The sequence below is a fragment of the Flammeovirga aprica JL-4 genome (assembly GCF_012844305.1).
In the GTDB taxonomy this organism is placed as follows: domain Bacteria; phylum Bacteroidota; class Bacteroidia; order Cytophagales; family Flammeovirgaceae; genus Flammeovirga; species Flammeovirga aprica.
The window spans coordinates 1-19,476 of the sequence record NZ_JABANE010000105.1; the positions used below are offsets into that span (position 1 = coordinate 1).

Below are 19,476 nucleotides of genomic sequence, written 5' to 3' on the forward strand. Positions count from 1 at the left end.
ATCTCATGGAAGGAAAGCCAAAAGTTTATTTAAATATGGCTTAGAGAAACTTTCTCAATGCCTACAAAATAGATTTTATGAACAGCTAGAAATGCTGTTCAATCAATTTTTGTCATATACTTAGAAATCAATACTTAATTGTTTATCTTCCATCTCATCGTCTACCTTATACCCTAGTAATTCAGAGAATTCTTTATCATACAATTCATCATAATAATGACGGCCGAAAAGGTCAACCTCATAGTAAAAGTAATCATAATTAGTAGGCTTAATTTGTTTCAGAAAACCATTTTCAATTTCTTCTGGTGAATATATTTTTTTAATTACATCTGCATATTGTACCACACGTTCACTAAAAGTTGAGTCTTCCTTCATATAAATTTTCTCATATATCATTTTATGAAGTATACCATCCTCAATAATTTTAAAACACTCTTTATAATAATTGAAATGATAATAAACCTCAAAGCTTAAATCGGGATATGTATCGTCAATACTAAAACAGGTAGAAGTAGATGTGGATGTTCGGTCTGTACTTTTTAACATTTCCAGATAGTAATAGGCTTTTTCATAATCTTTATGCATAATGAAATATTTGGTCAGCTTTTCTAGAGTAGAGATTTTTGCATCATTTTTATCTTCAAAATAGGTGGTTTTAAACCTTCTATTTGATGTATCTGAAAAATAAATCGTAAGATTCTCTCTGATCTCAATTAATTTATAGTCATCTATTGTCTCTATTAATTCAATATCAATGGAATGTGATTTTTCTAATGAATCGACTGCTTTGTATAAAGACGATAAAGTATACATTACCAAAGGGTAGAAAAGAGACTTTGGATAATCTTTCAAAAAGTTTTCTGAATCGTAAATGGTCTTTCTTACAACATTATTCTTAAAGTTCCATTCTATACCATTGAAACTAAGTAAGTCATACTTCCCTTTCAATTTATAGTATTCAGTTGTATCACTCTCAACTAGAAGGTCTTGAGCAAAACAAGTAGTGGAAATAAAAATACATAATATTAGGATTCTAGTCATGATGAAGTTTGCTTAAGTTGATTTGTTTGATTTACTGACGCTGGGATAAATTTTAAGCGATTTCCTCCACAACATCCTTTGCACTTCGAATAGCATTATGCACTGCTCCCCAATCGGCTTCTTGGGTATAAGCATCTCCTGCAAAGTAGAGTTTATTATTCACTGAGGAGGAGAGAATTCTTGATGTTCTTGATGAAGCATTGTCAGCAAGGTAAGCTCCTTGTATGAAAGGCTCTTCATCCCAATTTTGTACAATATGCTTCACATAGTTTGCTGATGCTTTTCCTTCAAAAATAGTATCTAATTCTTTTAAAATAAAATCACGTTGAGCTGATTCTGATAGGTTTTGATATTGCTGTGCTTGTTCGCCTACAGCAAATAAACCAATGATGTTTTTTGTAGAATTCTGACCGTATGAAGCATCATAATACAAGCGTTGTCCTACACTAGTTTCGCTATCAGGAAATGTCAGATAAACAGGGTAAAACTTTTCTGTAAATTCTATGAAAACTTTAATTCCTCCCCATACAGGAGCATTTTGAATGGCCTTTTGTTTATTATCAGGTAAAGATGGAGTGAATGAAATGCTATTTTTCTGTAACATTTTCAGTGGTACCGTAATCACTACTTTATCTGCTTCAAAGGTTTGATCATTGATATCTTTCACTATTACTTTATCGCCTTCATAATTAATACTACTGACCTGTGTTTTGAAAGTAAATTGTAATTGAATACTTGGAACGATGTAAGTCTCAAAAAAATCTAGCCAACTGCTATTGATAAATTTTTGATCTTCAAAAGATCCAAATGCTCTTGATAATGATGTGGTAGCGTAAGTTCCATCATAATACCCTACTAAATCATTTACAGCATATCCTTTCGTATTCGTTTTTATATCGACAGCATCATTATTTACAGCCGTATCAAATACAGTACGATCAACGTGTAACCATTCTGCACCTAAAGGTATTGGAAAGTCAGCAAATGTTGTATCATGTTTTATTCTCCCTCCGTATGTAGTTGATGCCTCAAGGATTTTGAAATCAATACCTTTTTGAGCTAATAGATAAGCGGTAGACATTCCCGCTGCTCCTGCCCCTATGATTAACACTGTACCTGAAAAAATAGTAGGTTTTACGTTATCATCACTGTTATCACATGAAGCCAAAACCGTTTGAAAAGGAAGTGAAATGCCTAATACTCCACAAATTTTGACAAACTCTTTTCTAGTCATTTTTATTTTAATTTATGAGGAGTTTTAATTGGATTTCTGTGTTGGGCCATCAGATATAGTATAATTGCCTTCAAGGTCTCGGTATACTTTTGCTTTCCATACAGTATTGTCTTTCAAAGAAAAAATAACTTTATAATTTATTCCAGCCACTACTTGTAATTGGGCTGATTCAATTTTCTTCAAAGGAGAAGAGGTATTCATTTCAGCCAAAACAAAATTGACTGCTTCTTTGACTTCAGGTGTGATTTCTGATTCAGCCCACCCTCCGGCTAGTTGTTCAGATTGCTTCTGTGATGTATCTTTTTTGGAATTCTGACATGAAGCGAATAAAAAGACACTTAAAATGGAGATGAATAGTATGTTCGAATTCATAGATCTTTGGGTTTTTAATGACGTTCGTTTAAATATAGGAAATAAATCAAAAGTATATAAAAAGAAAAAGATGTTCTGTATTACTTTTTATAATACAAAACACCTCTTTAATAAAATATAACATAAGTTGAAACACAGCATCAATGCTTTTTACTGTTGTCTCCTGATAATGAATAACACCTCTATAATACAAGAAAAGCTTATGTTAATTATTTCATCATAAACGTTCTCTTACTCCATCGGTATCAAACCATTAATGGTCCCATTTTTCACCACAAATAATGCATTAATAATTGGAGCATTGCCATAAGAATCATCCTGCCATGTATAGGCATGCATCTTTAAAAATGGATTAATTATTTCTTCAGGAGCAGATTTTGAGGCAATCATCATCACAGTCCTCCTAGGAATTGAAACTAGTAATTCTTCTGCATTGAGTAGTTCATGAGCTTTTGACATGTGGCTTTCACATAATATTTTCTCACTAGAAAAATCATTTCCTGAGGCGAATAACATTCCTTTTGATTCTTCAAAATCAACCTGAACTTCCTCTAAATTTTGATAAGCATCTTGTAATATTTTCTGAGGGTCTTTACCTTCAAGATCTTTTGGCATTAAAAATACAAAGTTATCCGCTGTATTATATCCAAAGCCTAATACTAACTCTGGTTTCTCCTGTGTCCCAAATAAAGTTTGCTTAAGTGCTCCCGCCTCAATACCAGGCCAGTCTGAAGCTTTTAAAATAGGATAAACTTTTGTGACTGCACCTGATTCAATTTGTTCTAATGATTTTTCAACTTTCTCATCAGATTCTTTCGTTCCTTGACCAAAAATTCGCTTTAAAAATGACATAATAAAAGAGATTAAATAGTTATAATTATTAAGAGCATGTTTGAAACATCTCTTTTAATGAAATATATTCCAAACATGCTCTAAAAATGACGTTTTCTATGATTCAACAACTTCTTCTTCACCAGCCCAATCACTCGTATGAACTCTCAATCGATAAAGACCCACTTTGTAAGGTGCTTGAATCTCGGCCAAAGCGTCTTCCAATTTTGTCCACTCTTCTTCAGAATAGGATTCAACTGCTCTTTTTATCTCTTTTTTATTCAAAGTGATCGTAGGAACGGATGTTGGAGAAACATCTTTCCAATAAATAACTTCTTTATCTTTGTATTCTCCGTAAACCGAAATAGTAGCTACACGATCACCCACCTTTACCTTTTTTAAATATTTTTCTTCATGTATATTCAAAACAGGATAATCACCCCCTATTTTCCTCATATTTGTAGCTACTGCAACTAAGGTTGGATTGACAGATACGACTATTCCAGGATTTGAATCACCCTTTTTATAATTTTCACAAAGAAGGCGATAGACGACAAAATGAACTGCACAGAAGAAAATTAAGACTAAAAAAAATATAATCGAAAACCAAGTAGATACTAGAAACGTAAGTGCCAAAGAAATTACCATTGGCCATACCACCATAGGTGCGGGTCTTACACCCTGATAAATATGAAGTAAAAGACTGTAGTTAACATTGCCAGGGTTATTAGACTGATATTTATCTCTATCACCAGTTAAAAATTTGAACATAAAATAAGTGTCTAAGATTAAAAAAATTGTTATTCTTGATTTAGTAAGCTTATTATTGAGCGGATTAGATTGATTAAAAGTTGAAAATCACTGAGCTCTTTGTTTGCTTTCTATTTTAGCATGAAATTAATGATAATCTAATAAAACAATAAATAATCTTGCTTTTTTTCGAATTTTAATAAAATTCTATTTAGCCATAATAATTGTCTCTACTTCCTCCCAAACATTATGTTTGATCAATAAATACTCTGCCCATGATTGATTTACTACATCTTTGTAAGTACTTCCATTACCATCTAATTTATTAGAATTTGCAATGGCAAAGGTGTGTATTACATTTTATCCTTTTCTAATTCAGCCATTCTTTTTGGCAGGGCTTTATAATACTCTTCTAAGTTCCATTGAATATTAAAGTAAGAAAGGTAAGTCTCAATAGAGTCTAAACCAACAGCAATTCTACTTTCATTTACAGTTTCAGGATTTTGGATTGGGAAAACATAATTTTCTCCATTTTCATTATCCATAGAAACTTGACTTCCATACACTTGCGGTTTTCCATTTTCTAGATTAAGCCTATCTTCGTATAATGCAAGGGAACTTTTTGAAGCTTTTCCTTCGAGAGTTGCTTGTCTTATCGTCTCAAGGTATTTTCCCCTAGTATCTTTATCAGCATGTTGCAATACTAAAAATAAAGTACGATTGGCCGTTGATCCAATTTTACTGGTTTCAAGCCATCCATATTGATCTAAAATATTACAAACTACCAAAGTATTTAATGAATCAGATGTCTGTAAACTTTTAAGCTCATTTATAAATTCATCACTCTCTCTTCCATATTCATTAAAGACCTTTTGAATTTTCTTTCGTGAGAACTGATCCACCTCATGAATACTATCTAACAGTATTGTTATTTCTTCATATGTCAATTGTTTTTCAGTTGTGGAAGTATTGGTGCAATTGATGAATAATGGAAAGAGCAGAAGGATTATTTTTTTCATTGAAGTGATATTGTATTGATTAAAGATTTTGATCTGATAATGACGCCCTGTTACTGTGCGACTAATTTGAAGCATGTTCCATCCCATTTCATTTCTAAAATAGTCCCTTCAAGAAACTCATCTTTAAGCTGTATAATTAAACCGTAACGTGGCAGTTTTTTATACATATCACCATCTTCTAAATTCTCACCATAGAACTTCTTAATTAAATCATCACCTTTTGGAAACAAATGATTACGATAGAACCATTGTCCTGTAGCTGTAGAAAGTTCTATTATCATATTATAGCCACCGCACGTTGTACCGCGACCTGATGAGTTACTAGAAACAGCAATATAATCTCTTTTTGCACTTCTGTCTTTGAATAAAGTGATTGTACAATTGCGATTAAAATCTATATACCCATTCCTGATATCTTTTAACCTGATAAGTTCCATTCGTTTATTTTTATCATATTGTGATCCAGTTTCACAATCAAACAACTCATCTGGCATTAAAAGGTAATAGTCGAGAATTGTTTTTACTTCTTTTTTGGCGATGGGTAACTGCCAATCTCTAAGTTTATATTTTTCTGAAAATACTCTTTCATCCTGTGCTAAAAGTAGATTACTAATTAGTAATAACGGAACTAAAAAAAATTTCATCATTGAAATAATAGTTGAATTTAGGGCAATAGTTTAGTTTGCCTGGTTTATTAATTTGCTTTATTTAAAAGGAAAAATGCCTTTATCCTTTTTTACCGCACCAAAACATTGATGCTATAAAAAAGAGGCATTATTGTTTTCTTAGAGCAAATTAATGATTCTTCTATTTTTAGCAAAAAAACATTATATCAAAACGATCTTATTTTGAAATCTCTTTTTGATACTCTAGAATCTTTACTATCCTATTATTAATAATTTCTGACAAGTTCCAATAATACAATTCAGAATCAGTTGTATTATAGAACTCTATTGTCACAGCATCAAGGTCTTTATGGTATTTTGCAAAACTTTGATACCCAGGTACCCACCCAGAATGTTCAAACTTATAAGTAGAAGCATAAATTTCTTGCTCTCCAGCCTCAAATAAAGTTCCATCGTTTAATGCCCTTAAAAATACTCCAGTATCTTTTGCAGTTGCGTGCATGCCATGGTCATTTTCTTTCAGATTGAGGGCATATCCCACATGGTAACCGCCCATTACGTCATCAATATTAACGTCATGGAGTGATGCATAAGTATTATTCAAATTCAAGGGTATCAGGATTTTCTCTTTGACATACTCAAAGTTACTATACCCCAACCCATTGTCCATTATTCTATTTATCAGGAGGTAATTTGTATTGCAGTATTCATAATCTTCATCAGGGTTAAAGTTAGCCGGCTTATCTAAAATCAAAGCGAGGCATTCTTCATAAGATTTACCCGGTTCTCCCCAAAAATTTGGAGCATCTGTGAAATTGGGGATACCACTTCTATGTTGTATCATCAATCTCAAAGTAATTTTATCTGCATTTTCTATTCTCCCTACCAACTCAGGAATATAATCTGCCAATGTTTTATCCAATGAAAGACGACCTTCACTCACCAATTTCGTTACCGCTACTGCATCATATAATTTACTGATACTTGCCAGTTTAAATAGTGCTTTTTGAGGTTGGACAGGAATTTTAGTATCTCTATCATGCCATCCTGCACCATAAAACTGAGGTGGTTTACCGGCTTGGTCTATATAAACAATTAGTCCATCAAACCCATGACTTACCCCTTCATTTACTTGTTCTTGTATGGTATCTGGCAAAGGAAGTATCCATGCTTTGACTAATAACCATGGCACAAAATATAAAGAAGATATTGAAGCACCAATAAATGCTATTCTGAGTATTTGCTTAACTTTTTCTTTGGTCATGATCTTATTGAGAGCTGTTTTTCCTAAAACTGTTGAAGATATTATCGTGCAAAAATATCTCCTCAATTAAAGTTAACTCCCAACTGTTCATAAATTATAATCGAGAAGACGTTTTTTAAGTTCTTGCGTCTCATCAAATGTCAGAGAGTAATCTTCAAAGGCGATCATGAATTCATTTTCATCCGATTTTAATAGTACCTTATTTACTTGTGATATAGTTTTAAATTCACCTTTTACAAATTGAAATACTACCTCATCAAACTTTTTCACAGTCACTTTTGATACCGTAAATTGTACCGTCAAGCCTTTAATTTTATTATTCTTACTAGTTGAATTTAAGTATGTAGAGATTCCTATCAGCACTATAATTCCTCCGCTTAAATAATTTCCGATTGCTAGATTAATGACACCTAACACAACTGCAATACCGCCAATAAATCCTATTTGTGAGAATTTAGCTACTCTCTTTTTTGTTGAAATTTCCATTACCATGTTAGTTTAAATTATATTAAATCAGGTTCTTTATTTCCAGATTTTTCAATGCTAAGCTTGATAGAATCTTTTGGTTCTCTTCTGCTTTACCAGACTCTATTTCAATAGGTTCAGTGATTATCAAGGAATAATAACTTCCGTTATAGTCAAATAAGTAAGTACTCTGAATCAAGGTAGAAAAATTTCCTTCTACTTGTATAGAAAACTTTTTACAAAGTGTTTTATTCAGATAAACCTCCTCCAGGTTTTTCGTAAGAAGTTTTTTGTCCGTTTTCTTCTGTTCTTGAAATAGATTATTGGCAAACTGCTCAAATGATTTTATGCCATAATACCTCGATTCTAACGTATCCGTACTTAAAAGAAGAATATTTGATCCACTTCCTTCCAAGAGGTCATAATCCGTTATTCCAAATAAGACTGCTTCATTTTCAATTCTGCTCCAGTTTGATGGATAATTTAATGATACACCAAAATTTTCAAACTTTTTGATGGTGATCTCTTGATTACCACAACTTGCCATGAAAAGAAATGCAATCAAAACTATTAGATACTTCATAGGTTAATAAAATGTCTTGATTGCTAATAGAGGCTTTTTGATGAGATGTTTATTACTAAAGCAAATGTCAAGAGAAGGAAGAAGTTTTTAATCATTTTGTGATCTATTTTAAATCTAAAAAATGTAGTCTGTAATTATTGCCGCCCAAAAGTTAGGCCATCATTTAGGGGCTTTTACTTTATTAACCTTTTATAAGTACTAGGACAAAAGAAATAGAACAATAATTACGTGCACCATGACTGAAGTCATGGGCAGGTGATAATGAGTCCACCAACACTAAATTGTTGCTTACGTTTTCAATCTTCAAGGCTTTAGTCTTGATTAGATTGTTGTATCACCTGCCCATAGTTTTAACTATGGTGCACAAAACACTCGTTTTCTTTTGTCCTAGTACTTATATACAGAACTTAAACAAAAAAGTACCGGAATAAATAATATCCCGGTACTGAAGGTAATGAAGCAAAATAATAGATAACATTCAGTCAGTTACAAAATCATTTTTACTATCAAATTATTAGTAGCAGTAGTATAAATTAAGGATTAACCTCTTTGCCATATGCGTCAACTCCCCAAAGAAGATCACCCATTGCATCAACAACAGCAATGGCATATATACCGCTGTTTTTAGCATACTCAGGTACTATAATGGAGATACCACCATAGCATCCTAATGTCATGTCCACATCACCAATGACCAATCCATTAGAGCCACCTTGGGTTGATGGATACGACATCTGTAATGATGCTGTTTCATGCGTAGGTACAGGATTATAATTGTTTACCTTTCCTTGACAATCTATCCCCCAAATTGTATTACCCAAAGAGTTTGCAACAACCAATGGCCATTTTTGACTATTTGCAGGAACAACAATCTTTAGCGCAGCACAAATCTTGTCATTTGGGTTATCACCTATAATGTAAGCACTTGTCCCTGCTTCAGGAAAATTAAAATGCATATTGCTTGATGCCTGTACATCTACAGGTTGAGCAGTTCCTATTTGAGTATTTACTTTACCCTTAGCATCTACTCCCCAGAGGTATTGTCCCCTGCCATTTCCAACATTGATAGGATAAGCGGCGTCTTCAGAAGGTACAACGGCTAGTACAGCAGCTGCATTTTTATTAAAAGTATTTTTGCTTCCAATACGGATACCACTTTTGCCATTTTCTGTAGGATATTCAAGCACTTTATCTATTACAGTGGCAATTTTTGAATTAACATGAATATTTTTTGCACTTAAGCCTGGGCGTTCTCCATGATAATCGAATAATAGATTGACATCCTTTTGAAAAACTAATAAGTGGGTAGATCCCCCAAAGTGGAACATACCTATTTCATCTCCTTTCTTTACCTTCTGACCTGGTGTAACTGTAATATCACAAGTAGCACATTCGGCCATTCCTACAGGGATCACGCACATATCACCGATTCCTGGATGAATAGATTCAATTTCAATGATACCTCTAGTAGCAACATTTGAAATATAGCCTTGAGACTCGTTTGGTCCGCTTGGGTCCAAATCCAACTGATCTATTGGCAATAGTTCAGAATAATAAGTACTGTTGAACGGTTTTTGGCTTGCCGTATCGTAAACGGTCTTGACTACACCTTCAACCGGGCTATGCCATCTATGGTAACTTTCAGCACTTAAGAACGCTTGATAAATTGTTCCACCTTCATACTTATCAGTAAGAGGAGAATTACCTTCCGTTTCATTAAAAATATTCAATAATGAATAAGGTTGGCCTTTCATCCAAAATGCATTTTGTCGCCTTACATTATGAGCCACTCTATAAGGTCCCGACTCACAAGCATTCGCTATATGATCAGGATCTTTAGCGATAGGACGTTGTCCAGGGTTGAATTGACGGGTAAAGAAATCATCCCAACTAGTAAATCCATAATATAGATTATTAATATCAGGGCAATAAAAAGCGGTTTGAAATGCTTCTCTTGCTTCATCTGCATTATGATCATGGTATTCAATTCCATTATTCAGAGCATTCGCAAGAGCTACCATCGCTTTATCACTCAACCAATAATATTGAAAGTCTACAAAGTGCCCAGGGTACTCTTTTACAATTTCATTATTATTTTGTACTGCATAAACCGATTCTGAACTTTTTAAAAACACACCCCAGTCATTCAAAACTTTATTGAAATGTTGATTGACACCATCATCTAAAAAGAAATTATGTCCTGCAGGTGTTCCCATTGCCCAATCTAATAAGGCATTTATAGGGAAACCGACACAACCTGATGTGTTGAATGTCATTGTCATTTTCATAATCCCATTGAGCAATGGAATAAATTCATCCCAACTTTGTATCTCATGGCCGTATTGCGAATACTGGTACTTTCTAGGCACTTCAGTAAACATCTCATTGGACCATTGGCTGATTTGTGGATTACTCTTAACGTATAAGTCTAAAGCACGAATGTTGAACGTTAAATCACTAGGATTGGCTTTTACATAAGATTTTATTCCCTTGATATGATTACTGATCAACTCGTAATCTTTAGGCAACCATTTTCCTACATTAAACTGATGTTTTTCTTGTACTTTCATTTTTAGGTTGATTTGTTAAAAAGTTTATGGATTACTTATATCATATACTATTTATCAATAGACCAATAGCTAATATGAGAGCGTTTTTTTATTGATTAATTCAATTCGTTGATGTTCTTGTATTAATGTGCTATTGTAGTGCTTCTTAAAACCATATCATTAAAGTCATTATCAACCCAGTCTTCAGATAGAATGGTGATAAATTCCACACCGTGGTCATTAAGTGGTATAGCAAGAAATACTTTATTAGGTGCGTTAGCAACAAAGCCTCCACCTGGATTATAGTAAAACTCTGCATTTAAAGTGAGAGGAAGTTTTGCGCCTGAGTAAGTCAAAGTAGTACCACCACCCACTACATGTGCAGGAGTATTATTTTCACCGCTTCCTTCAAAAGTACCGGATACAACTACCTCGCCATCAGCATCAACAACTGAAACTACTGCTTTTTGCATGTTCATTGCATTTGTTACACATGAAATAGTACCAGTAGCTACAGTATTAGTTGCACCTTTAGGGTTAATGGGTTGTGAAATTGGATTTGCCATTGTTTCTCAATTTTAATTGATCAAAATTCCCTACTCTATTTATGATAGGCTTTTCGGTTTCCGCCTTATTATCAAAAGGTTATTCAATGTTAAGTAATTGATTTCTATGCTTTTGAATACATTACAAATGTCAGGGAATTTTAAAGCATATGTTAGAGTAGGAATACCACATTATCAAATTGAGTATTTATACCTAACTCAATGATACTTGTGAAAAAATAAAGTCCGAAGGTAAATTTTAAATAAAATTCCTTCAGACCTTATCAGCGAAAATAACAATTAAATAGTTTCAAAAGGTCTTAAAGCCTTTTCTAAGTAAGATCAAGTTATTTAACTTTTCATCTCATCATTATAGTTTGTGTGTACACATTATCTAAACATAATGAAGCATCAAGTACTAACTTGTAATTTAATTAAAATGAGTCTTACAATTTTTTCATGCTTTTGTGTTGAAATAGTTTCTTAAACTATAATGAAATACATTTTTTAAGGGTAAAGTTTCATATTTTTCATGTCTAATTATAGTAGCTTCAGAATAAGTTTTATGATTTTAGTCTTCTATTGAAGTAAATAATATCAAAATCTTTTGTCTAATTCCGATTACTTTACAAAGATCTATTAATTATTTAGTACAACTTAGAGTATAAATACTTAATTGATAATTTGAGTATTTATACCCAATCCTAATCCCTAAAAAAAACGAATAACTATATATAGATGAAGGAAAATTAAATAATTTACTTTACAAGAATATGTATTCTAAATCCAACAAACTTCAAAAATTATAGTTCCAAAAATTGAGTGATTCTAATGATAAACAATCACAACATTGTTAACCTCTGTAAATTAAAGACTTGTTTACAGTGTTAAATTGAATTATATTTAGAAATAAATAGACTGTATTTATTTTTTAGGTTGCATTTTTTCAAACAAGAGACACCTTTTAAGCACAAGTCTATAAAAGCTACTACTAGTTAAAATCTAACTTTACTTTTTAAAAACTAAATATTCAGCTATGCTAAAAAAAGACAAATGCATTCAAGCAATTCAAAAATGGGCAGAAACTAAAAGCGACTTCTCAAAAGTAAACAAACTCATTGATCCTACTAAAGGGTTTCGTTTTGACAAATCGGACCGTGAATGGCTAAAAAAGAACAACGACAATAGTCAGTTTCATATTTATGCAGGCGTTCATGATGAAAAATTTATCTTAATTCTTGTTCCTTTAGATAAAAAAGGAGCGGAAGTACAACTTGATAAATACCTCACAAAGAAGCTTTCTCATTTGAAATACGATATCACATTAGTGGAAAAAGATGTGGTCACTACTACTTCTAAAACAAGATTATCCAAAAGTTTAGAAATTGAGAAGTTCTGGCAGGAAGTTGATTACCCAGTAATTAATGAACCTTCTATCACAGAAAAAGCTTCAGCTAAAGATATTGAACAATGGAAATACAATTGCTTGGATTGGTTCTACTATGAGTGTAACACATTCAAAGGAAAGTATATTTTTAATGCCTTTACAGTTCCATATGCAGATTTGGAGAGTGGTGGTGAATATCAGGATGATGTTGTTGCATTATTTGGTTTTAAAAACTCTTTTATTTACCAAAAGCACTTACCTATCTTAATTTTTGTAGCAACAAATCATAAGGATAATGATCCAAGTGAATTAAGAACAGGAGAAATTTTAAAAGTAAAAAATACTGAAGGCCAACCTACTTTACAGTTACTTTCAAATGCAGGTGATTGGTCACATCCATGCCCTCCACTATGTAAAAGTAAAAATACTTTCTCCCTACTATAAATTTAAGAATGGACTTCTATACTTTATTATCTATTATAACATCTCTTTCTTTTTTATATATCGGTTTTATCAATTGTATTATTAGCAATCAAATCAGTATTGTAAGACTAAATAATTGGTATGTAGGATATTTAGGTTTCCTTCTTGCAATTGAAGGAATGACTCTTTCTTCTATTTACATTTTAGAAAGTGAGACAATGCAAAACATTTACCCTATTTACGTAACAGGGGAGTTCTTCATTACAATAAATTTGTTATTATCAGATTTAAAAGTAAAGAAACTATGGTACGTAATATCTGGAATTATTGCACTTAGTTTTGGTATAGAAGCTTGTATACTTTGGCTTTCAGAACAAGATCCATCAACAGGTTATGGTAAAATCATCTCCCATTTAATCATAATCTGTTTTTCAGCATTCCTATTAATTAAAAACATTAAAGACCTGAAAAAGAATAATCCAGGAGTGATTGTTTATGCTTTTTTATTCTTATACTATAGTGTAACATTGTTTCTATTTATGGTGATGGATCAACTGACAGAACAAAATTTTTCTATTTGGATAATGAATAATCTTCTGAACACTGTATTATATGTAAGTTTCATTTACACTTTTTATAGTCAAATCAAATGGTCATTGAAATCCAATTTATAATTGTTTTTACTATTGTATTAACAATCATCATCGTTTTTATATTTCTACTATATCGAGCCTTTATTAATAAAATACTCCAAGAGAAAAATATTCAACATGAGCTAGCGCTTAATCATCAGAAAGAAATAGCTTTACAAGCTTCTTTGGTTCAAGAAAATGAAAGAAAAAGAATAGCAGAAGTGTTACATGATGATGTAGGTAACAAGTTGAATATCTTATCACTTTGGATTAATAATGAAGATACATGGAATGATGAGAGATCAAAAGGAATCATTGTACAACAGATTCCAGAATTGATTGAGACTACGAGGAATATTTCTCATTCTCTTTATCCTGTTAATCTGGAAAAATTTGGGTTAATTCTAACCATTGAAGCATTAATTGCAAATGTAGACAAATCCCTTTCGATTGTGTTACTTATGCAACATCAATACCAACCGAGGGATATCTCATTTGAATTACAAATCTACCGTATCATTCAAGAATTTTTAAGTAATGTGATAAAGCATGCCAAGGCCTCAAATATGCTTATTCATATCCGAGATACTAAAGGTTCACTTTGCATTATTTTGTCTGACGATGGTGTAGGTTTTGATCACTCACAACTTCAAGAAGGAATGGGGCTTGAAAATATAGACAGTAGAATTAAATCTATTGATGGTCGTTGCAAATGGAAAAGTAAAAAAGGTAAAGGGGTTAGATTAATTATAGCACAGCCAACACTATGAATAAAAATATAAAAATTGCCCTCGTTGATGATGAAGTATTATTAATAGAGGGGCTTTCGCTAATTTTCTCAAAAATTGAACATATCAACGTCGTTAAAACGGCCAATAGTGGTTTAGCATTTTTAAAATACCTTGAAAATACTAAAAGTGATGACTTGCCTGATATTGCTTTAGTAGATATTCAAATGAAACCAATGGATGGTTTTGAATTAGTAGAATCTCTGAAAGGGCAATACCAAGACTTGAAAATTATTATACTTTCTTCTCATTATAAAAGTAATATTGTGGGGCATATGATAAAATTGGGAGTGTCCGCTTTTATCCCCAAAAATGCTAATAGAGATTTACTCGTTGAAGCTATTGAAGCTGTTGATAAGACCGGTGTCTATTTTACAGAAAAAGACAAAGAAATGCTTGTACAATATATGACAAGTAGCACAAAAAAAATTTCATTGAATGCAAATGACGAACTATCTGAAAGAGAAATTGAAGTTGTAAAGCTTATTTGTAAGGAAAATACAAACCAAGAAATTGCAGATAAATTGTTTCTGAGTAAAAGAACCATAGAAAATCATAGACAAAGAATCTTGGATAAGGTCGGTGCTAAAAATACTGTAGGCTTGGTTGTATACGCAATAGCGAATCAAATTCACCCTCTTCCACAATAATCAATACATTGTAAACTAAATTACCGTCAACTTCCAATCTGTATTTCTGCAAGCTTTTTATGTTCTACTCCCAAGCTTCATTTTTCCATTAATGAAAAACGAAACAAAAAATCTAGGCTTAGAAGTCAAAAGCTAAATTCCATTCCTCTCACCTAAATGATTTTAAACTCGCTAAAGCTCAAACAAGAAAATCATTTTTAACGGCTCAATACATGAAATTCTTAACGCTTTTCCCTTCAAGGCCTGGGAAGCACTACCCAATGAATAGATTAGAAAGCCCACTGGTGCGAATGTTAAGCATAAGCGACATTCGCGTCCTACAGATCATCAGAAATCTCCTGATTTCTAAGCATTATAAATATTCGAAAACTTAGTTCACAATGTACTATAATTAAGTATTAAATTTTATTTTGAGTGGAAAGTAGAACTAGTTTTGAGTTATAATTAAAGTACTCTCCAAAAGCCAAAAAATAACGTCACTCATTGGCTAAAAAAAAAGAAAAACCAAAAAACAACATTATAAGTATTTGTAATTCAATAAATAAGACTTATTATTAGGTAACTAAAGTAAAGCTATAGTTTTTTTGCTACTCTAAAGCATAAGTCAATTAGCAGTTTCTCATTTCAACAAATATCGATTATAAAAACACCTAGGTTGAAAATTAACAGCCTAAAACAAACTGACTTTATTGAACACAACTTAAAGTAGTATAACCAAGAAATTTTTGCAACACTTTAATAGTGGAGTCCAGATACCACTCAAATCAACGGTGGCGTAAGCCAAAAAAGTAATACATCTCAAAACTAAATAAACATGAAACAAAGTAAACTTAAAGTATCAGAAGTTGGCCAATATGTAAGCCAAGAGTATTTTGAGCAACACACAAACTGCTACAAAGAAAACTTCCCAGGTACAGCTTCATCATTTACAATTCCCAAATCTTTGATTGAAAAAGTAATCAATCTATCTCCGCAAGTAAAAGGGATTCGGTTTATGTACGGCCTTGCCGATCAATTAAACCCTAACAGTATACGCATACTTCTTATACCTTGTAGTGCTAGATCTGAATATTCCATTGGCAACCAAGCCATCTTAATTAAACAAGGGTACTATGATCATTTAGGTGAAAGACATTCTGTACTTCAAACTTGTGAATTGATTTCAACATTCGTAAATGATATAAAAAGAAGAGATCAAGAATTGAACTATAAAGAGATTACAAGAGGTGGGTTCTTTGGTAAGAAGAAACTCTTGGAGTTCATAAAAGACAGTCAAGGTGATCAAATTACTCTTCACTTTAGTTATAAAGAGGAAATAATTCATCCAATCTTAGAATTTCAAAAAGAAAATAATTCTCTTTTTAGTAATTGGTCTCAACCATGTCCTCCTTTATGTGGTGGGAAATCTGAACCTGAAGAAATTCTAGAAGAAGAAAATGATGATTGTCTAGCTACTGCTGCAGTTTCAAAAATACACCAGCAATCCTCTGAGAAAGTTTTAGATCTATATAGAGTCTTCAGAGATAATAAACTTCTCGATATGAAAGGTGGAGCGATTTATTACGAGTTGTACTATTTTATTTCTCCTTATGTAAGTTGCTATATTGATCATCAAACCAACAAAACTGATCTACTGAAAAGTATCTATTATGATAAAATTACCCCATTTCATCATTTATTAGTGGAACATAAATATGAAGAAGCTTTAGCATTTCTAAAGGATACTTTATCTGAATGGGTAGAAGATTATCAAGTCGAAGTCATTGAATTATAATAAGTAAACACTTAACTATTTTTAAAATGAAACAAAGTAAACTTAAAGTATCAGAAGTTGGCCAATATGTAAGCCAAGAGTATTATGATCAACATACCAATTGCTACAAAGAAAACTTCCCAGGGACGGCTTCATCATTTACAATTCCAAAATCTTTGATTGAAAAAGTAATCAATTTATCTCCAGAAGTAAAAGGGATTCGGTTTATGTACGGCCTTGCCGATCAATTAAACCCTAACAGTATACGCATACTTCTTATACCTTGTAGTGCTAGATCTGAATATTCCGTTGGCAACCAAGCTATCCTGATTAAACAAGGGTATTATGATCATTTAGGTGAAAGGCATTCTGTATTTCAAACTTGTGAATTGATTTCAACATTCGTAAATGATATAAAAATTAGAAACTCGAAATTCAACTATAAAGAAATTACACGAGGTGGTTTCTATGGAAAGGAAAAAATATTAGATTTTATAAGAAAGGATCAATATCAAGAAATATCGCTTGAGTTCGGATATAAAGAGGAGATTATTCATCCATTTATGAAAAACCTTCAATCTACTGATAAAGCTATTTATATGGATTGGATCAGACCGTGTCCTCCTCTTTGTAAAGATGTACCTACAGAAACAGAAATAGCTGAAGAAGAAAATGATGATTGTCTAGCTACTGCTGCAGTTTCAAAAATACATCAACATTCATCTGAGAAAGTTTTAGACTTGTATAGAGTCTTTAGAGATAATAAACTTCTTGATATGAAAGATGGAGCAATTTATTACGAGTTGTACTATTTTATCTCTCCTTATATAAGTGGTTTTATTAATCAGCAAACTAACAAAACTTACCTATTGAAAAGTATCTACTTTGATAAAATCACTCCTTTTCATCATTTTTTAGTAGAACATAAATATGAAGAAGCTTTAATGCTTCTAAAGGATACTTTATCTGAATGGGTAGAGGACTATAATTTAGAGTCGATTGTAAGGTAATTGTATTTATGCATCTAATTTTCAGCTTAGTGACTGTTTTATGAAAACACAGTTATTAAGCTGATTTTTTATGTATCACAGTAATGAATAATACTTTAAAAAGGGGAGTGTCAGTTGATAATGATTTCCTTTTTAAGCAACTTCAAGTCCTCCTTACTATATTTAGTATCTCCTCTTAAAGTCTTCTTTATATTCCAAAGCTTTATTCCAATATCCCTTTTTAAAGTAGGGTTATCAACCAAAAAGTCTCTTAAGTAAGTGTTATACTCAAATTGAGGAGAAATACTTTTTATTTCTGTTGTAGTCTTCTGTTTTGTACAAATGGACTTCCATTCACTCACTGCATCTGCCAGGCTTTTCCCCGTATTAACCTTCATCCAATTCATGAATTTCACATTAAATTTAAAATGTTGACCGATATGATTAAGCATAAAGTTTCTCACATTTTCGGTATTTTTATAATTGTCTGTGATGATAGTCTGCAGTGAAAGCACTTCTGTATTCCAATCAAATTTTGATTTTGGAGCCTTCTTTTTCTCACCTTCTCTTACTAAACCTGTCTTTAAGTAAAACTCAATTCTTTCACTTATTTCAACTTTTCCACCTGTAGTTTTTAATCCTTCACTTCTACAAAACGTTACCAACTCCTCTTTAAGCCAATAAAACTCTTTGAAATCTTTTAGAGTAATTTTTTTATTTAAAATTGGTCTTGAGTCCATTATTTTTGGGTTTTCTATTTCTAAATCTTGTACTGAAAAAAGAATCAAGTGCAAATAAAAGAAGTTACCTACGCTTGATATAAATATATTACTTTTTAGTTATTCTCATCATTTTGTCACCTCCTTTCTGAAACTCATAACCGACCGTTTCAATTTGAACTTCATATTCATTGCTGAAATAATCAATAATTCCCTCAAGTACTTCTGATATCTTAGCATTCAAATTCAGCAAAGGAAATATCCTCACCTCTTTGCATAGTCTTAACATTTCTGAAATGGATTTTATATGGAAATCAATTCCTAATTCTGAATAGAGAATAAGAAAATGAGAACTTAACCCCAGTTCAAAACTTTGTTCTTCAAAATCTAATTGATCAGGTAATTCGTGGGTGATATATCTTTTTTGATTCACCCCCTTCTCAAAATCTTCAATAAAACTTTTCATAGCATTCATTCTGATTTTTTCTAATTCATCAACGTTTGCTATTGACGTCCATATAAATGCATCTTTATTTTCTCTCGTCTGTTTCATCACAATAAGACGAGTTTTATCAATATGGTTTTCAAGGTCATGTTTTGAAAACTGATAGATAGGATCAATTGAGGTCACAGATTTCCCTAACATTGTCATTTCTGAATTGAAGCTTGCAGGTCCATCTCCAAAACTGATTATCTTCTTCTCTAAATCCGTTTCTGATAGGTTGAATATATTTTTATATTCCTCTAATGTTCTTCCCCAAGGAACAGTATTCTTTAATTCAAAGGCCATAATTAAAATTGATATTAGTTTACTATTTTTAGCTTAGCTCTCATTTCCAACCCAATATTAAGATTC

20 protein-coding genes are annotated in these 19,476 nt (G+C 32.0%); 6 read left to right on the forward strand and 14 right to left on the reverse strand.

Annotated features, from left to right (window positions below):
• Positions 1-120: 120 nt before the first annotated feature.
• The 12 genes from HHU12_RS26665 to HHU12_RS26720 form a co-directional block, all read right to left on the reverse strand.
• On the reverse strand, positions 121-1,041 hold the full coding sequence (locus HHU12_RS26665) for a hypothetical protein (protein ID WP_169659794.1): 921 nt from the start codon (positions 1,039-1,041) through the stop codon (positions 121-123).
• Between the two features lie 52 nt (positions 1,042-1,093).
• Complete coding sequence (locus tag HHU12_RS26670) at positions 1,094-2,275, reverse strand: flavin monoamine oxidase family protein (RefSeq protein ID WP_169659795.1); 1,182 nt, start codon at positions 2,273-2,275, stop codon at positions 1,094-1,096.
• Between the two features lie 24 nt (positions 2,276-2,299).
• The gene (locus tag HHU12_RS26675) at positions 2,300-2,647 is read right to left on the reverse strand and encodes a cystatin domain-containing protein (protein ID WP_169659796.1); all 348 of its coding nucleotides are present in this window, start codon (positions 2,645-2,647) and stop codon (positions 2,300-2,302) included.
• Between the two features lie 231 nt (positions 2,648-2,878).
• Complete coding sequence (locus tag HHU12_RS26680) at positions 2,879-3,499, reverse strand: hypothetical protein (protein ID WP_169659797.1); 621 nt, start codon at positions 3,497-3,499, stop codon at positions 2,879-2,881.
• A 96-nt stretch (positions 3,500-3,595) separates the two neighbouring features.
• Positions 3,596-4,249 carry a DUF3239 domain-containing protein gene (locus HHU12_RS26685; RefSeq protein ID WP_169659798.1) on the reverse strand — a complete coding sequence of 218 codons (654 nt, stop codon included), beginning with the start codon at positions 4,247-4,249 and terminating at the stop codon, positions 3,596-3,598.
• Between the two features lie 332 nt (positions 4,250-4,581).
• Positions 4,582-5,247, reverse strand: coding sequence for a DUF6624 domain-containing protein (locus HHU12_RS26690; RefSeq protein WP_169659799.1), 666 nt, complete (start codon positions 5,245-5,247; stop codon positions 4,582-4,584).
• A gap of 50 nt (positions 5,248-5,297) precedes the next feature.
• Positions 5,298-5,894 carry a hypothetical protein gene (locus tag HHU12_RS26695; RefSeq protein WP_169659800.1) on the reverse strand — a complete coding sequence of 199 codons (597 nt, stop codon included), beginning with the start codon at positions 5,892-5,894 and terminating at the stop codon, positions 5,298-5,300.
• A 196-nt stretch (positions 5,895-6,090) separates the two neighbouring features.
• Positions 6,091-7,137, reverse strand: a complete 1,047-nt coding sequence (locus HHU12_RS26700) for a serine hydrolase domain-containing protein (protein WP_169659801.1) — start codon at positions 7,135-7,137, stop codon at positions 6,091-6,093.
• A gap of 87 nt (positions 7,138-7,224) precedes the next feature.
• Positions 7,225-7,623 carry a hypothetical protein gene (locus HHU12_RS26705; RefSeq protein WP_169659802.1) on the reverse strand — a complete coding sequence of 133 codons (399 nt, stop codon included), beginning with the start codon at positions 7,621-7,623 and terminating at the stop codon, positions 7,225-7,227.
• A 22-nt stretch (positions 7,624-7,645) separates the two neighbouring features.
• Positions 7,646-8,185 (reverse strand): hypothetical protein, encoded by a 540-nt coding sequence (locus HHU12_RS26710; protein WP_169659803.1) that lies wholly within the window; start codon positions 8,183-8,185, stop codon positions 7,646-7,648.
• A gap of 533 nt (positions 8,186-8,718) precedes the next feature.
• Complete coding sequence (locus tag HHU12_RS26715; protein WP_169659804.1) at positions 8,719-10,755, reverse strand: phosphatidylserine decarboxylase family protein; 2,037 nt, start codon at positions 10,753-10,755, stop codon at positions 8,719-8,721.
• Between the two features lie 122 nt (positions 10,756-10,877).
• The gene (locus HHU12_RS26720) at positions 10,878-11,300 is read right to left on the reverse strand and encodes a hypothetical protein (protein WP_169659805.1); all 423 of its coding nucleotides are present in this window, start codon (positions 11,298-11,300) and stop codon (positions 10,878-10,880) included.
• A 1,015-nt stretch (positions 11,301-12,315) separates the two neighbouring features.
• Here HHU12_RS26720 and HHU12_RS26725 point away from each other — a divergent pair.
• The 6 genes from HHU12_RS26725 to HHU12_RS26750 all read left to right on the forward strand — a co-directional run bounded on the left by HHU12_RS26725 (position 12,316) and on the right by HHU12_RS26750 (position 17,922).
• Complete coding sequence (locus tag HHU12_RS26725) at positions 12,316-13,110, forward strand: hypothetical protein (RefSeq protein ID WP_169659806.1); 795 nt, start codon at positions 12,316-12,318, stop codon at positions 13,108-13,110.
• Between the two features lie 8 nt (positions 13,111-13,118).
• Entirely contained in the window at positions 13,119-13,763 is a 645-nt protein-coding gene (locus HHU12_RS26730) for a hypothetical protein (protein ID WP_169659807.1), read from the forward strand.
• On the forward strand, positions 13,739-14,491 hold the full coding sequence (locus HHU12_RS26735) for a sensor histidine kinase (RefSeq protein WP_169659808.1): 753 nt from the start codon (positions 13,739-13,741) through the stop codon (positions 14,489-14,491). The genes HHU12_RS26730 and HHU12_RS26735 overlap by 25 nt, the downstream gene beginning before the upstream one ends.
• Positions 14,488-15,159, forward strand: a complete 672-nt coding sequence (locus tag HHU12_RS26740; protein ID WP_169659809.1) for a response regulator transcription factor — start codon at positions 14,488-14,490, stop codon at positions 15,157-15,159. Before HHU12_RS26735 ends, HHU12_RS26740 begins: the two co-directional genes overlap by 4 nt.
• A gap of 814 nt (positions 15,160-15,973) precedes the next feature.
• Entirely contained in the window at positions 15,974-16,933 is a 960-nt protein-coding gene (locus tag HHU12_RS26745; protein WP_169659810.1) for a hypothetical protein, read from the forward strand.
• 26 nt (positions 16,934-16,959) lie between these two features.
• Positions 16,960-17,922, forward strand: coding sequence for a hypothetical protein (locus HHU12_RS26750; protein WP_169659811.1), 963 nt, complete (start codon positions 16,960-16,962; stop codon positions 17,920-17,922).
• 110 nt (positions 17,923-18,032) lie between these two features.
• Here the strand turns inward: HHU12_RS26750 and HHU12_RS26755 are convergent, their stop codons facing one another.
• Together HHU12_RS26755 and HHU12_RS26760 are read right to left on the reverse strand one after the other, a co-directional pair.
• Entirely contained in the window at positions 18,033-18,641 is a 609-nt protein-coding gene (locus HHU12_RS26755) for a DUF6434 domain-containing protein (RefSeq protein ID WP_169659812.1), read from the reverse strand.
• Between the two features lie 88 nt (positions 18,642-18,729).
• Positions 18,730-19,410 carry an SAM-dependent methyltransferase gene (locus HHU12_RS26760; protein WP_169659813.1) on the reverse strand — a complete coding sequence of 227 codons (681 nt, stop codon included), beginning with the start codon at positions 19,408-19,410 and terminating at the stop codon, positions 18,730-18,732.
• Positions 19,411-19,476 lie beyond the last annotated feature (66 nt).